The organism is Escherichia sp. E4742 (genome assembly GCF_005843885.1).
Taxonomy (GTDB): domain Bacteria; phylum Pseudomonadota; class Gammaproteobacteria; order Enterobacterales; family Enterobacteriaceae; genus Escherichia.
In genome coordinates this window covers 3,253,941-3,266,890 of the sequence record NZ_CP040443.1, presented here as the reverse complement: position 1 = coordinate 3,266,890, position 12,950 = coordinate 3,253,941, and the positions used below count along the sequence as shown (strand labels likewise).

Here is a 12,950-nt window from a genome sequence, read left to right as displayed (position 1 = left end):
TTGCGCAGGCGATTAAAGTTTTGCCGCCTGTTAACCGCTTTACCGGAGTAACACACCTTCAAACAGAGACGAGGTTGCGATGAAAATCACCCCGACTATGCCAGGCAATCGCCCGACAGCCACAACGGCAGGCTCCAGCCAGTCGCGCAAAACCACGGCGGCCACCACCACCACGCTGAGCGCCGACGACATTACTCAGTCGGGATTACAGTCCGCCCAGCAAACACTGAACGACCAGCAAGAGAGCGATATCGACAGCGACAAAGTCGCGCAAATGCAGGCGATGCTGGCCTCCGGTAGCCTGCAAGTGGACACCGAACAGTTAGCCAGCGACATGCTGAGTTTTTTCCAGAAATAAGAGGCCGATGAAGTGAGTATCCGGTTACAACAGGTGAAGGCGCTGCTGCAGGGAATTCGTGACGACGACGTGATGTATGATTCCCTGCGCGAACGTCTCCAGCGCCAGCGGATCTGCATGATTCGCCGCGCCAGCGAGGAGCTGCTGGCAGTAAACGAGGAGATAACACATCACTATGAGCAGTTGCATGGACATAGCCATCAACGGCACAGCCTGCTGAAAATGCTCAACGTTAGCGTAAATCGTGACGGTCTGGCGCAGGTTTTCGCCTGGCTTCCGGCGGTACAAAAAACGGCAGCACAACAGTTGTGGCAACGTCTTGAGCAAAAAGCGGAACGCTGCAAAGCCTACAACGATAAAAACGGCGAGCTGTTGATTCGCCAGTATGAATTTATTCAGGCTTTTTTAGGCAGCGAAGCGGATTTCCTCTATCAGGAATAACGACAATTCCTTCCCCCATCGCGGAAACGGATTTTCCGCCTGATTCTCAATCCTTTGTTTTTGATTATAAAAAATCCCGGCACGCTTATTGCAGATTCCGCAAAGTAATAAAGACTGGAAGCCACCTATGAGTTTTATTGAATGTTACGAACCGGAATATGTGCGCAATTTTTTGGCGCAGCATCCCGGTTCACCTTTATACGTCCGCAAGGTCTGGAAGAATGAGATTCGTCAGAGCCTGATGCTGACAGAGCCAGAAAGCTGCGAAGCGGTGCTCAACGATGCCAGGGCCTTTGATTTACAGCTCACCTACCGCCCTGTGGAAGAAAATACCGCGGAACTCTCTGCGCGCGATGCGATAGTAAACCAGGTGATTTTGAGCACCCTTACGCTACCCGGTTTAACACCAGAGCTTTCACTGTATGCCGTCGGTATCCTGCTCTCCCGCGCCAGTAAAATGCCAGGCAGGGATGGCGATACTCTTGCCCGACTGACAACGCTGCCACAGGCGCTGGCCGATCATGCGAAAAAAGGCACGCTACAGGCACAGTTCGCCCAGCTACCGCCTGTGCCACAACTGGCGCGCCAACTGGTGACGCTGCTCGGAAGTTTTGCGTTTGACTGGTCGATTCTGCCGGAAAGCCCGCGCAAAGCCTCGCTGCCGTTGCAGGTAACTTTGCTGACGCTGCATGACGCCAACAGCGAAGCCCTGTTACAACAGCAGCTTCAGGCGCAGTGGCAAACCACCTGGCAACAGCATTTTGCCGCCGCGCCGTGGATGATGCGCAACTGGCTGATTTACCGGATTTACCACGATGTGATTGGCCAGGCTGACGGGGCGGATTATTTCCTGCTGGTATGTGATTTTTATCTCATCCGCACGTTAATCAGTTTGTGGACGCTGGATGATTCACCGCTACGACAGGAGGATATTTTCGCCCTCTTCGCGGTGTTTGAACGCTGGCGAGAGAGTGAAAATGCGCTGCTGATTCGCCAACAAATTCAGGCTGAATGTTTTGCGGAGCCGCTGCTTTATGCGTTTTCGCTGCTACCTTGCTAACGCTTTCAGGCCGGATTTTCCCGGCCTTATCTACTTCGTAAACATATCATGCAAACCATCATCAAAACACTCGCCACCCACCGCGAAAAACCGTTCGTCAGCGTCGTCACGCCAACCTGGAACCGCAGCGCATTTCTGCCGTACCTACTTTATATGTACCGCTATCAGGATTACCCGGCAGACCGCCGCGAACTGGTCATCCTCGACGACTCTCCGCAAAGCCACCAGCACATCATCAACCGCCTGACCAATGGCAAGCCGGAGTCCTTCAATATCCGCTACATCCATCACCCGGAAAAACTGCCGCTGGGCAAAAAACGTAATATGCTCAACGAACTGGCGCGCGGCGAATACATCCTCTGCATGGATGACGACGACTACTACCCGGCAGATAAAATCTCGTACACCATCGCCATGATGCAAAAACACCGGGCGCTCATCTCCGGTTCTGACCAGATCCCTATCTGGTACAGCCACATCAACCGCATCTTTCAAAGCCGCAGTTTTGGCCCGCGTAACATCCTCAACGGCACCTTTTGTTATCACCGTAACTACCTGAAAAAACACCGCTACGATGACGATTGCAATTTAGGTGAAGAGAAAAGTTTCACCGATAATTTCAGCGTTAACCCGCTACAACTGCCCGGCGAACGCACCATTCTGTGTATCTCGCACAGCCACAACACCTTTGATAAAGACTTTATTCTCGGGGCCAGCACGCCAGTAAACGCGGCGCTTGCGGATGTCGTCCGCGATCCGCTGCTCCGCAATGCTTATCTGAGTCTGCATAACGCCACCCATCACCAGGCGATCAACCATCAGGCTGTCGATCAGATCGTTCTGCTGAATCTGGATAAACGCCCGGATCGCTTACGGCAGATCCGTGAAGAACTGGCACTGCTGCATATTCCACCTGAGAAGATCACCCGCCTTGCCGCCTGTGAAGATGAAAACGGTCAACGGGGCCGCCGCCTGTCACACTTGCAGGCGCTACGCCTGGCGCAACAGCACGGCTGGCAAAACTATCTGCTGCTGGAAGATGACGCGGTTATTCTCAAGCAGGAGAAACATATTCAGGTACTGAACAGGCTGCTCGCGAGCCTGGCGAAAATTCCCTGGCAGGTGATGATCCTCGGCGGCGAAATTTCGCAAGGAACGATGCTAAAAAGTTTGCCGGGGCTGGTACACGCGCGGGACTGCCGCAAAGTGTGCGCTTATCTGGTGAACAGCCGCTACTACCCGCAACTGGCGCAGCAGATGAGCAACGATGAGCACTCGCTGGAAACCTGCTGGCAGCCGCTACTAAGCGCCGACAAATGGCTGGCCTGTTATCCGAGCCTTTGTTACCAGCGACCGGGCTTTAGTGATATTGAGCAAAAAACGACCGACAACATTATTCACTATTTCAATAAGTTACCCGTAGCCACAAAACCATCCGCGTTACCCATCGCCGACACCATCGGCTTTTTTATGGAAACCTCCTTCCATTACGCGCTCTACCGCCCCATCATCACCGCCCTTCAGGCGCAGGGGCAGAGCTGCACGCTGGTGATTAACGACCGCGTGTTTAAACCGTTTCTTGATGAAATGCTAGCAACGCTAAAAAGCATCGACGATCCGCAGCTTAAAGGTATGCGCTTATCTGAAATGCAAGCGCATGGTCAGCGGGTAAAATGCCTGGTCAGCCCCTACCACACGCCCGCGCTCAATGGCCTGGCAGCGGTGAACGTCCGCGCTATGTACGGCTTAGCCAAAGAGACGTGGAACCACGCGGACTGGAACCGTTTTTATCAGCGCATTTTGTGTTACAGCCACTACAGCCAGCAGGCGCTGGAACATTTCGGCAATGCAAAAGTGGTTGGCAACCCGCGCTTCGACGCCTGGCATAACGGCACGTTCGATCGTTCGTTGCCGGAAAATATCCAACCCGATTTTCGTAAAACTACGGTGCTCTACGCCCCCACGTTTGGCGCATTAAGCTCCCTGCCCCACTGGGCAGAAAAATTGGGGCGCTTAAGCGGTGATGTGAACCTGATTTGCAAACTGCACCACGGCACCTGCGCGCGCCCGGAAGAAGCGGCGTCGCTGGCACTGGCGCGCAGACATTTAAAACAGCGCACCGACTCCGCCCGTCACACGCTGGCGCTACTGGCAAAGGCCGATTACGTGCTCACCGATAACAGCGGTTTTATTTTCGATGCTATCCACGTTGATAAGCGGGTGATCCTGCTCGACTTTCCGGGCATGACGGAACTGCTCGACGGCGAGAAAAGCTACTCCACGCCCGAAAGCGCCGACCAGCAAATTCGCGAAATATTGCCGGTGGCCCATGATGTTGCGGAACTCCGTTACTTGCTGTCAGAGGCGTTTGACTGGGATGCGGTGCAGGCGAGGCTTACGGAGATTCGTCATCACTATTGCGATGCGTTTATGGATGGCAAGGCGGGAGAACGGGCGGCGATGGTGATTGTGGAGGCGCTGGGGTAAACCGCAGAAGTGCCTGATGCGCTTCGCTTATCAGGCCTACGCGCCCCTGCAATATAGTGAATTTGTGAGGATTTGTAGGCCGGATAAGGCGTTTACGCCGCATCCGGCAAGAACAGCGCACTTATCTACCCTCTGATTTCAAACACATCTCTTTATGGCTGGCTAATCGGTAAAAGTTGCACATTTTTGATCACTGTGAGAGTTGTCTTTATGGATTCCGAAAAGTGCCCTTCTTCCTTCTATAACTATTCTTTTTTATATGTATTGGCAGCAAAATGCACCGCACGCGAAGTGGACGTGGCTCTTCGCGGACTACACACCCGCGTAAGATGGAACTGTAGGGCTATAGCGTTGCTGCAACAATGAATTTAGGAAACTTATTTTGCTGAATTATTTTAGGGATAAGTCATATCGATATTAATATCTTGACGAATGATAAGGTATTCAAGGTAGGGTTAAGACGTAAAATGAGAAAGCAGCAATCGACGGAGACTAACTCGCGTCAATCCATGCGGGAACTGGGCTATCGTAATCTTGCCCGGTAGGTAAGCAGAAAGACACGATGACAATCACGGCAGCGAAACCGATCCCGACAGGGTTCCGCCCATGACGATAAATCTGAGCAGACTGACAGCTGGGGCATTGAACAATAGCCGAGACCACGGAAGAACTTCAATAACGCGGATTATACACCAATTCAACTAATTAAAGGCTTCACCTATATATTTACAGGAGAGTATAATGGATATTATTAAATGCATTGGTTTCTTGAGATATTCCTCAGCTTCCCCTGAATTAGATAACTTTTTACTGAGTAATGGGATAAAAAAACGTCCTCAGGGTGTTGGTGGTGCTGAGCATTTAAGAACATCATCAAAAGATGTTGTGCTTTCATTTGAAGAGCGGGAAGTATTCGAACATGACTCTTTATTACCGGCAAGATCTGAGGGACAGTATATTTTTTCATATCTTGAAGTTCATTCAGGTAATGAGGGAGGGTTACCCTATGGGCTTACTTTCAAAGATAGTCTTGATGATTTAGAGAAGAAGTTGGGAAAAAGCATTAAAGATAATAAAGTTGCGCTGCCTGATAAAAGGACTGTGATTTTTTTTCATGATTCTTTGTTAATAGTTGTTTTTATGGACATTAAAGACAAGATATTCATTATTAAATTTATAACACCAACAATATATAATGAAAGGAATCTTGGCATCAAAATATAATGTAACATAGCCAAACGGCAGACGGCGTCATCTTATCTTAAGCAATTGACGGAAGCGGGCGTACTGGAGGAGATGAGCGTAGGCCGGGAAAAACTGTATCTCAATACCAGACTACTGCGGGAATTAAATCAGTAGATGGCTGATTTACCCCTAATCACCTCAATAATCCCCGTCGTCGACACCGACGGCGTGCGGGTGAAATACACTACCTCACAAATATACGCGAAGCTATCAAACTTCCCGGCCCAGTCATCGCCCATCACCAAAATATCCGCACTGTACCCCCGCAAATACTCCGCTTTCTGCTCCAGCGATTCTTCCAGAAATACGCCATCCACGCACGCCAGCCCGGCGATAATCGCCATGCGGTCATCCTGATGGTAAACCGGCGCCCTGCCCTTTTTGGCGATATTTAAGGCGTCGGACGATACGCCGACCAGCAGCCGCTCGCCCAGCGTGCGGGCGCGTTGTAAAAGGCGCAGATGACCGATATGAAACACATCGAAGGTGCCGAAGGTGATGACCGTTTTCATGGCTACTCCGCTAATTTGTGCCGTAGCCAGCACTGCACCGCAATATCGTCCACCGCTTTTTGCGCTTTCGCCGTGGCGATTTCCTGCTGCTCGCGGCGTTTGTCGTCCAGCGTCAAAGCCACCACTTTCTCTTCGCACGCCGCCGCCGTCAGGTTCTTCTGCATTCGCGTGGCTTTGATGTTGGCCAGCGTTTTTTCCTGCTCCTGCCAGGCGATCACCTTGCGCAGGGTTCCCTTGTAGCCGCTGACGTTTTTCAGCGATTCCACCGACGCCGCCGCGCCCGCAGAGGTTTTCTCCACCAGATAGCCTAACGCTTTGATATTGTTATCATAGCCCGCACAAATCTGTTTTTGCTTTGCCAGTTCGACGGTTTTGTCTTTGACCGATTTATCCCGCAGGCGCTGCAACTGCGCCAGGGTGTCGATGATTTGTCGCATAGTTACTGTTCTGCCTTTTTGACGCCAGGAAAGAGAATTTGCAGGCGGCTTTGCACCAGTTCAAGAGAGGCGGGTTCGCGCATCTCCTGACGCAAAAATCGCTCGATTACGGGGAACATTTTCACCGCTTTGTCGACGCTGGCGTCCGCACCGGCCACGTAGCCGCCGAGCGGGATCAAAGGTTTGATCTCCATATAGGCGGCGTAGTTTTGCTTTAACGCGCGGGCGGATTGCTGATGTTCCGGGCGGGTGACCTGGTTCATGCAGCGGCTGATCGACTGGCCGATATCAATGGCCGGATAGTGCCCCGCTTCCGCCAGCTTGCGGGTTAACACGATATGCCCATCCAGCACTGCGCGGGCGCAGTCGACAATCGGATCTTGCTGGTCGTCGCCTTCCGCCAGCACGGTGTAGATGGCGGTCATCGATCCCGCGCTTTCGCTGTTGCCTGCGCTCTCTACCAGTTTGGGGATCATGCCGAATGCCGATGGCGGATAGCCTTTGGTGGCGGGCGGTTCACCGAGTGAGAGGGCGATTTCTCGCTGTGCCATCGCGTAGCGGGTCAGGGAATCCACCAGCAGTAAAACGTGATGCCCACGGTCGCGAAACCAGGCGGCGATGGAGTGGCACAGTTCGGTGGCTTTCAGGCGCATCAGCGGCGATTCATCGGCAGGCGCGACTACGACGATGGACTTCGCCAGTCCATCCGCGCCCAATGAATGGTCGATAAACTCTTTCACTTCGCGCCCGCGCTCGCCAATCAGCCCGACCACCACAATATCGGCTTTAGTCTGGCGAGTGATCATCCCCAGCAGTACGCTTTTCCCCACGCCGCTGCCCGCCATCAGCCCGACACGCTGGCCTTTGCCGATGGTCAGCAGGCCGTTGATCGCTTTCACGCCCACGTCTAACGGCTCGTCCACTGAACGGCGGGTTAAGGGATTAACCGAGGGCGGCAGCGGCGGCAGAAGATCGCTGCCGTTCAGGCGGCCTTTGCCATCCAGCGGCTCGCCGAGGCCATTCACCACGCGGCCTAACCAGCTTTCGCCAATCAGGATGTCGTGGGCTTTTTCTTCCGGGAAGACGCGTGCGCCCGCCATCAGGCCGACAGGCTGTTTAAACGGCATTAAGTAGGTGATATCACGATTAAAGCCCACGGCCTGCGCGTCGATCAGCGTGTGGTTGGCGCTTTCGATACGGCACAGTTGCCCGGTCATTAGCGGGCAACCGACGCTCTCCAGCAGGATGCCGTTAAGGCGCACCAACCGCCCGGCAACGCGGGCTAATGGGATAGATTCCAGCGATCGCAGGGCGTTATCGAAAGCAGAAAAATCACTCACCCTGCGACTCCGGCGTTAGGGTCTCTTTTAGTGCAGTCATGCATTGTTCAAGGCGATGCTCGCAGCCGATATCCAGTTCGGATTTATCGGTGATCACCCGGCATTCACCCGGCGGCAGATCCGGCGAAGGCGTCAGCCCCCATTCGCTGACCTTTTCCGGCACCGCGTCGCGCAGGCGGTTAAACTCTTCCGTACTCAGCATCACTTGCAGGGTTTCTGGCATTGCCGGGAAGGCCGCCAGCGCCTCTTCCACCAGCGCCAGTAACTGCGTGGGTTGCAGCGCCAGTTCGCAGCGGATCACCTGGCGGGTGACTTTTTCCACCAGTTGCAGCAAATCTTCTCGCTGTTTGCGTTCGATATGGGCGAGGAAGTCGTTCACTTTTCCGCTGATGGCTTCCAGCGGCTGCGCCGCATCCACAAACTGTTTGCGCCCTTCCTGCTGCCCGGCGAGGCTGCCTTCGGTGTAGCCCTGGCGTCGACCATCTTCAAACCCTTTTTGATGACCTTCAAGAAATCCCTGGTCGATGCCTTCGGTCATCCCCTGCTCAAAGCCTTTTTGCAGCCCTTCCTGAAAACCGTCTTTTAGCTGACGCTGGTAGTCGGCGGTGCTGAGCCCTGCGGTCAGAGGTTCACTCGCCATAGGCCGCTGGCGCGGCGAAAAACGGTGTAAACGATAGCGCCCACGCAGTGTTTCAATGGTCATGGTTACTCCGCCGTCTGTTCCGCAAAGAGCTGTAGCTGAAACTCTCCAGCCTCTTCCAGTTCACGGGCGATGCCCATGATTTCGCGGCGGATCTGTTCGATACGGCTGACCGGTACCGGCCCCAGGCGCGCGGTGATCGCTTCCAGTTGCTGCACCTGACGTTTTGGCATTACTGCGTAAATGGAGCGGCGCAGCAGGGCTTCGGTGCCTTTCAGCGCCACCGCCCAGTCTTCCATCGGCACTTCGTCGAGCAGGCGTCGGCGCACCTCTTCGTTCTGGCGGCTGAGGATAAAGAAGTCATACATCTCATCCTGGAGCTGCTCCAGCACGTTTTCGTCACGCTCGCGCATCTGGTCGAGGATCACCTGCTGGTTGCCCTGGAAGCGGTTGACGATATCCGCCGCCTGTTTGATGCCTTTCACCTTCGAGCCGTGTTCTGAAAGCACCGACAGGCCACGTTCGATCAGCCTGTCCAGTTCATCCACCACGTCGCGGTTGACGTCGTTGAGCTTCGCCACCCGATAGAGAATTTCGTTTTGTACCGATTCGTTGAGATATGAAAGCACCGCCGCCGAGATTTCCGGCGTCAGAAACGCGAGGAACACCGCCTGCAATTGCAGATGTTCTTCGGAGATCAGCATGGCAAGTTGACGCGGTTCCACCCATTGCAGGCGCGCCATCCGCGAGCGGATCTCATCGCCGTAGATACCGTTGATCACGCTGCTGGCAATCTCGGTGCCGAGGGCTTTGTTAAGAATGCCCTGCAACATGGAGCGCGATGCGCCGTTGATCCCGCTCTGTTCGCGGAACTCATCAAAGAAGTTGTTGATCACTTTGCGCGCCATGCTGGTTTTAACGCCGGAAAGCCGCGCCATGTTTTCGCTCAGGCGCACCACTTCTTCGCGGCTGAGTTTTTGCATCACCGTCGCCGCCGCTTCTTCGCCCAGACACAGCAGCAGGATCGCCGCCTGTTCCAGATAGCTGTTGCTCTTATTTGTTGTCAATTCGCTCATTGCTGGTAATCCATTGTCTGAGAACTTCGGCAACGCGATCGGTGTCGCTCATGGCCAGTTTTTGCAGGAACTCGAGTTTTACTTCGAGGCCGGAACTCTGGGACGGCAGGCTGTCATCGCCGGGCAGCGACGGCAGGTCGACGTTTTTGCGCTCCTCTTCCGGCGTGGCAATCCACGGTTCGCTGACGGCTTCCGGTTCTGGTGTGATAACCGGCGCACGTACCGCCGTCAGTCGTTTCATTACCGGGCGCACCACGAAGAACAGCAACAACAGCGCCAGCAGGCCGCAGCCAATCAGCCGCACCCACGCCAGCACGCTGTCATCTTTCCACAGCGGGATCACCGGTTCGACCGGCACCGCCTGCGGCACAAAGTTGAGCAGTGAAAGCGTCAGGTTGTCGCCGCGCTGAGCGTCGATACCGGCGGCATTGTTCAGCAGCGCGGTAAGCTGTGCGGTCTGCTCCGGCTTCCAGTTTTTCAACGCCGGGGCGTTTTGATTGAGCACCACCGCCACGTTGAGGCGTTTCACCGCAAAGCCGGGATGCTGAATATGCTGGACGCTGCGGTCGTAAGAGTAATCGCGTTTGCTTTCGCTGTGTTTGGATAACGCTTCCGGCGAGCGGTTTTCTTCCGTACCGTTGGTCATCTGATTCGCCGCAACCGGCGGACGGTTGCTGAGCGAACCAGGCACGCCCATCGCTACCTGATTGTTGTCGCTGTCCAGCACGCTCTCTTCGCGGTTGATTTTCGGTGCGTCGCCGTAGTGTTCCTGAGTTTCGTCGATGGTGCTGAGATCGAGATCCGGCATCACGCTGACGCGGTAATTCCCCGTACCGACCAGCGAATCCAGCACGTTCGCCACGCTGGCGCGGGTTTTGTCCTGAATATCTTTGAGGATCTGATCGCGTTTACGGGTAGCGGCAGAAACCACTTCGCCCGCACCAATGCCGTCGGTCAGCAGATTTCCTGCCTGATCGACGACGCTAACTTTGCTGGCGTGCAGCCCCGGAATACTGCCGGAAACCAGATGCACAATGGCGTTAACCTGGTCCATATTCAGCTTCGCGCCGTAATGCAGACGCACCACCACCGAGGCGCTGTTTTGCGGCTCATCGCTGACCACAAAAGAGCTCTCTTCGTTGAGCGCCAGATGCACCCGTGCGCTCTCCACCGCGTCCAGCGACATGATGCTCTGCGCCAGCTCCCCTTCGAGGCTGCGTTTATAGCGCACGTTCTGCACGAACTGGCTGCTGCCGAGCACTTCGTCTTTGTCCATCAGCTCGTAGCCGCTGGGCAATATCGCCTGCACGCCTTTGGCGGCAAGGGTCATGCGCGTTTTCGACAGTTCGTCTTCCGGCACCAGAATCTGCCCGCTCTGCGGGTCAATGCGGTAGGTGAGCTTTTCGCCGTCCAGCACGGTGACAATCTGCGACACGGGCAGATTTTCCTGGCGTCCGTAGAGCGAGACATAACCGCGATTGCTGGTCCACAGCACACTGACGATAATCGCCGTCGCCGCAACGGCAAGCCCCGCGCCCGCCATCAACGCCCAGCGTTTGTTATCTGCGAGACGCAGTCGAAACGCCGGAAACGCCTGGGTTAACTTCTTTATTTGTGCATTCATAGGGTTAGATCGACAAACTCATCAGATCGTTAAATCCGGTGGCAATTTTGTTGCGCACCTGCACCAGCGCGGAAAAAGAGAGCGACGCCTGCTGGCTGGCGATCATCGCGCCTGCCAGGTCATCGCTTTTGCCCGTGTCGACAGCGGTTTGCTGCTGCTCTGCCACCTGCTGGAACTGGTCTACATGACCGAGCGCGCCGGACATGATGCGGTTAAACGAAACGTCCGGGTCAGTGGAACTGAAGGTCATGGCGGGCAGCACCGGTGCCTGGGCGTTGGCCTGCATCCGCTGCACATCCTGCATGATTTGCGCCTGCATGGTGCTGTTGATATTAGTAATGCTCATTTTTAACTTCCGGGTCAGGAGAAAACTTCGATACCGTGCTTACGCATAGAGGCCAGTCGATAGCGCAATGCGCGCGGGGTAATACCTAACAGGTCGGCGATTTTGCTGCGGTTGCCCTGATATTTACGCATCAGGTCGGCGATATATTGATATTGCGCGCTTCGTCCGTGCTGGCCTAAATCACTGGTTTCGGCAATGTGGACGGCGGGCTGAACAGGCCATTGCAGTTCGCTGCGGTCGGCAACGTCGGTTTCTGGCAGACCTAGTGCGTCCGGGAAAATCACGCCGTCGCGATTTAAAATCATTCCCCGCTGAATGGCGTTTTCCAGTTGACGAACGTTACCGGGCCAGCGGTAATTCAGCAGCGCACGGCGGGTGGACTCCGACAGGGTGATATTTTTCACCAGCACCGTGGCGTATTTTTTAATAAATGACTCTGCCAGCGGAATAATATCGTTCAGACGTTCACGCAGCGGCGGCATGGTAATAGGAATAACCGCCAGACGATAATAGAGATCTTCACGAAAACGTCCGGCGGCAACTTCCTGCTCAAGGTTTTTATTGGTGCAGGCAATCAGGCGAAAATTAAGTTTAATTTGCCTATTACTGCCTAATCGCTCAACCTGCTGCTCCTGCAATACGCGTAATATTTTGGCCTGTAGCGCCAGCGGCATTTCACCAATTTCATCGAGCAATAAGGTGCCATTATTTGCCAGTTCCATTTTTCCTGGCACGCTGGCAATTGCGCCGGTAAATGCGCCTTTGTCGTAGCCAAATAAGGTGGATTCCAGCATATTTTCCGGGATAGCCGCGCAGTTCACGCCGATATAGGGCGCGTTATCATTTTCACCGAAGGCCACGGTGTGAATATATTTCGCCACGCACTCTTTCCCCGCGCCGGTTTCGCCCTGAATCAGGACCGGCACGTTAAAGGCGGCGACACGCTTTGCCAGAGTAAAAGCGTTAATGCTGGAGGCGGCAGATGCAATAAGTTCAGACATAGGGTGAACGATATAAGTAGCGACATTAATCAGGATGTTCTTAAGCGTATCACCGACAGGATTAACAAGTTTGAATTAAACGATAATAAAAATATTATTTTATATTTAACAATAAGTTAGAACCGTAGGCCGGATAAGGCGTTTACGCCGCATCCGGCAATTGTGCGCCGATGCCTGATGCGACGCTGCGCGTCTTATCAGGCCTACAGTTCGTGCAATGTTTTATGACAGTGGCCGACATATCACCCATTAATAATTTAATTATTTTTTCACCCTATTAATAATTTGCCCCTTTCACGCCCCCTCTATTTAATACCTCACCTGTGTCACTGCCGGATTTGTGTGCACAAAAACGCCCATACCATTACAGCAGAGAAAGTAAG

Annotated in this window: 13 protein-coding genes and 3 pseudogenes; 7 read left to right on the top strand and 9 right to left on the bottom strand. The window is 54.1% G+C overall.

Features of this window, described 5'->3' with window-relative positions:
- Positions 1 to 79 precede the first annotated feature (79 nt).
- From flgM to FEM44_RS25605, 5 genes and pseudogenes are all read left to right on the top strand, one after another.
- Positions 80 to 358, top strand: a complete 279-nt coding sequence (gene flgM, locus FEM44_RS15870; protein WP_135523237.1) for a flagellar biosynthesis anti-sigma factor FlgM — start codon at positions 80 to 82, stop codon at positions 356 to 358.
- Positions 359 to 370: 12 nt separating this feature from the next.
- The gene (gene flgN, locus FEM44_RS15865; RefSeq protein WP_135523238.1) at positions 371 to 799 is read left to right on the top strand and encodes a flagellar protein FlgN; all 429 of its coding nucleotides are present in this window, start codon (positions 371 to 373) and stop codon (positions 797 to 799) included.
- Positions 800 to 926: 127 nt separating this feature from the next.
- Complete coding sequence (locus tag FEM44_RS15860) at positions 927 to 1,859, top strand: lysine-N-methylase (protein WP_135523239.1); 933 nt, start codon at positions 927 to 929, stop codon at positions 1,857 to 1,859.
- Between the two features lie 48 nt (positions 1,860 to 1,907).
- Positions 1,908 to 4,346 carry a glycosyltransferase gene (locus FEM44_RS15855; protein ID WP_135523240.1) on the top strand — a complete coding sequence of 813 codons (2,439 nt, stop codon included), beginning with the start codon at positions 1,908 to 1,910 and terminating at the stop codon, positions 4,344 to 4,346.
- A gap of 398 nt (positions 4,347 to 4,744) precedes the next feature.
- Positions 4,745 to 4,878: pseudogene (locus FEM44_RS25605) on the top strand (ISAs1 family transposase); the annotation flags it as partial.
- Here FEM44_RS25605 and FEM44_RS15850 read toward each other — a convergent pair.
- Positions 4,873 to 5,009 (bottom strand): annotated as a pseudogene (locus FEM44_RS15850) (IS1 family transposase); the annotation flags it as partial. The pseudogenes FEM44_RS25605 and FEM44_RS15850 sit on opposite strands and share 6 nt — an antisense overlap.
- Before the next feature lie 78 nt (positions 5,010 to 5,087).
- Here FEM44_RS15850 and FEM44_RS15845 point away from each other — a divergent pair.
- Both FEM44_RS15845 and FEM44_RS15840 read left to right on the top strand, forming a co-directional pair.
- Positions 5,088 to 5,570 (top strand): hypothetical protein, encoded by a 483-nt coding sequence (locus FEM44_RS15845; RefSeq protein ID WP_138159079.1) that lies wholly within the window; start codon positions 5,088 to 5,090, stop codon positions 5,568 to 5,570.
- A 6-nt stretch (positions 5,571 to 5,576) separates the two neighbouring features.
- Positions 5,577 to 5,705: pseudogene (locus FEM44_RS15840) on the top strand (Fic family protein); the annotation flags it as partial.
- On the opposite strand, the gene FEM44_RS15835 reads toward FEM44_RS15840, so the two are convergent.
- Genes FEM44_RS15835 through FEM44_RS15800 form a run of 8 tightly spaced genes read right to left on the bottom strand, consistent with a single transcriptional unit; the run spans position 5,699 to position 12,567 of the window.
- A complete protein-coding gene (locus tag FEM44_RS15835; protein WP_135523242.1) occupies positions 5,699 to 6,103 on the bottom strand; it encodes an adenylyltransferase/cytidyltransferase family protein in 405 nt (134 codons plus the stop codon). The pseudogene FEM44_RS15840 and the gene FEM44_RS15835 overlap by 7 nt on opposite strands.
- Positions 6,104 to 6,105: 2 nt before the next feature.
- Complete coding sequence (gene fliJ / locus FEM44_RS15830) at positions 6,106 to 6,540, bottom strand: flagellar export protein FliJ (RefSeq protein ID WP_135523243.1); 435 nt, start codon at positions 6,538 to 6,540, stop codon at positions 6,106 to 6,108.
- A gap of 2 nt (positions 6,541 to 6,542) precedes the next feature.
- Positions 6,543 to 7,880 carry a flagellar protein export ATPase FliI gene (gene fliI, locus FEM44_RS15825; RefSeq protein WP_135523244.1) on the bottom strand — a complete coding sequence of 446 codons (1,338 nt, stop codon included), beginning with the start codon at positions 7,878 to 7,880 and terminating at the stop codon, positions 6,543 to 6,545.
- Complete coding sequence (gene fliH, locus FEM44_RS15820; protein ID WP_135523245.1) at positions 7,873 to 8,583, bottom strand: flagellar assembly protein FliH; 711 nt, start codon at positions 8,581 to 8,583, stop codon at positions 7,873 to 7,875. The genes fliI and fliH overlap by 8 nt, the downstream gene beginning before the upstream one ends.
- 2 nt (positions 8,584 to 8,585) lie before the next feature.
- Positions 8,586 to 9,596 (bottom strand): flagellar motor switch protein FliG, encoded by a 1,011-nt coding sequence (locus FEM44_RS15815; protein ID WP_135523246.1) that lies wholly within the window; start codon positions 9,594 to 9,596, stop codon positions 8,586 to 8,588.
- A complete protein-coding gene (gene fliF, locus FEM44_RS15810; protein WP_135523247.1) occupies positions 9,574 to 11,220 on the bottom strand; it encodes a flagellar basal-body MS-ring/collar protein FliF in 1,647 nt (548 codons plus the stop codon). The genes FEM44_RS15815 and fliF overlap by 23 nt, the downstream gene beginning before the upstream one ends.
- A gap of 4 nt (positions 11,221 to 11,224) precedes the next feature.
- Complete coding sequence (locus FEM44_RS15805) at positions 11,225 to 11,566, bottom strand: flagellar hook-basal body complex protein FliE (protein WP_135523248.1); 342 nt, start codon at positions 11,564 to 11,566, stop codon at positions 11,225 to 11,227.
- A 14-nt stretch (positions 11,567 to 11,580) separates the two neighbouring features.
- The gene (locus tag FEM44_RS15800) at positions 11,581 to 12,567 is read right to left on the bottom strand and encodes a sigma-54 interaction domain-containing protein (protein WP_135523249.1); all 987 of its coding nucleotides are present in this window, start codon (positions 12,565 to 12,567) and stop codon (positions 11,581 to 11,583) included.
- Between the last annotated feature and the right edge of the window lie 383 nt (positions 12,568 to 12,950).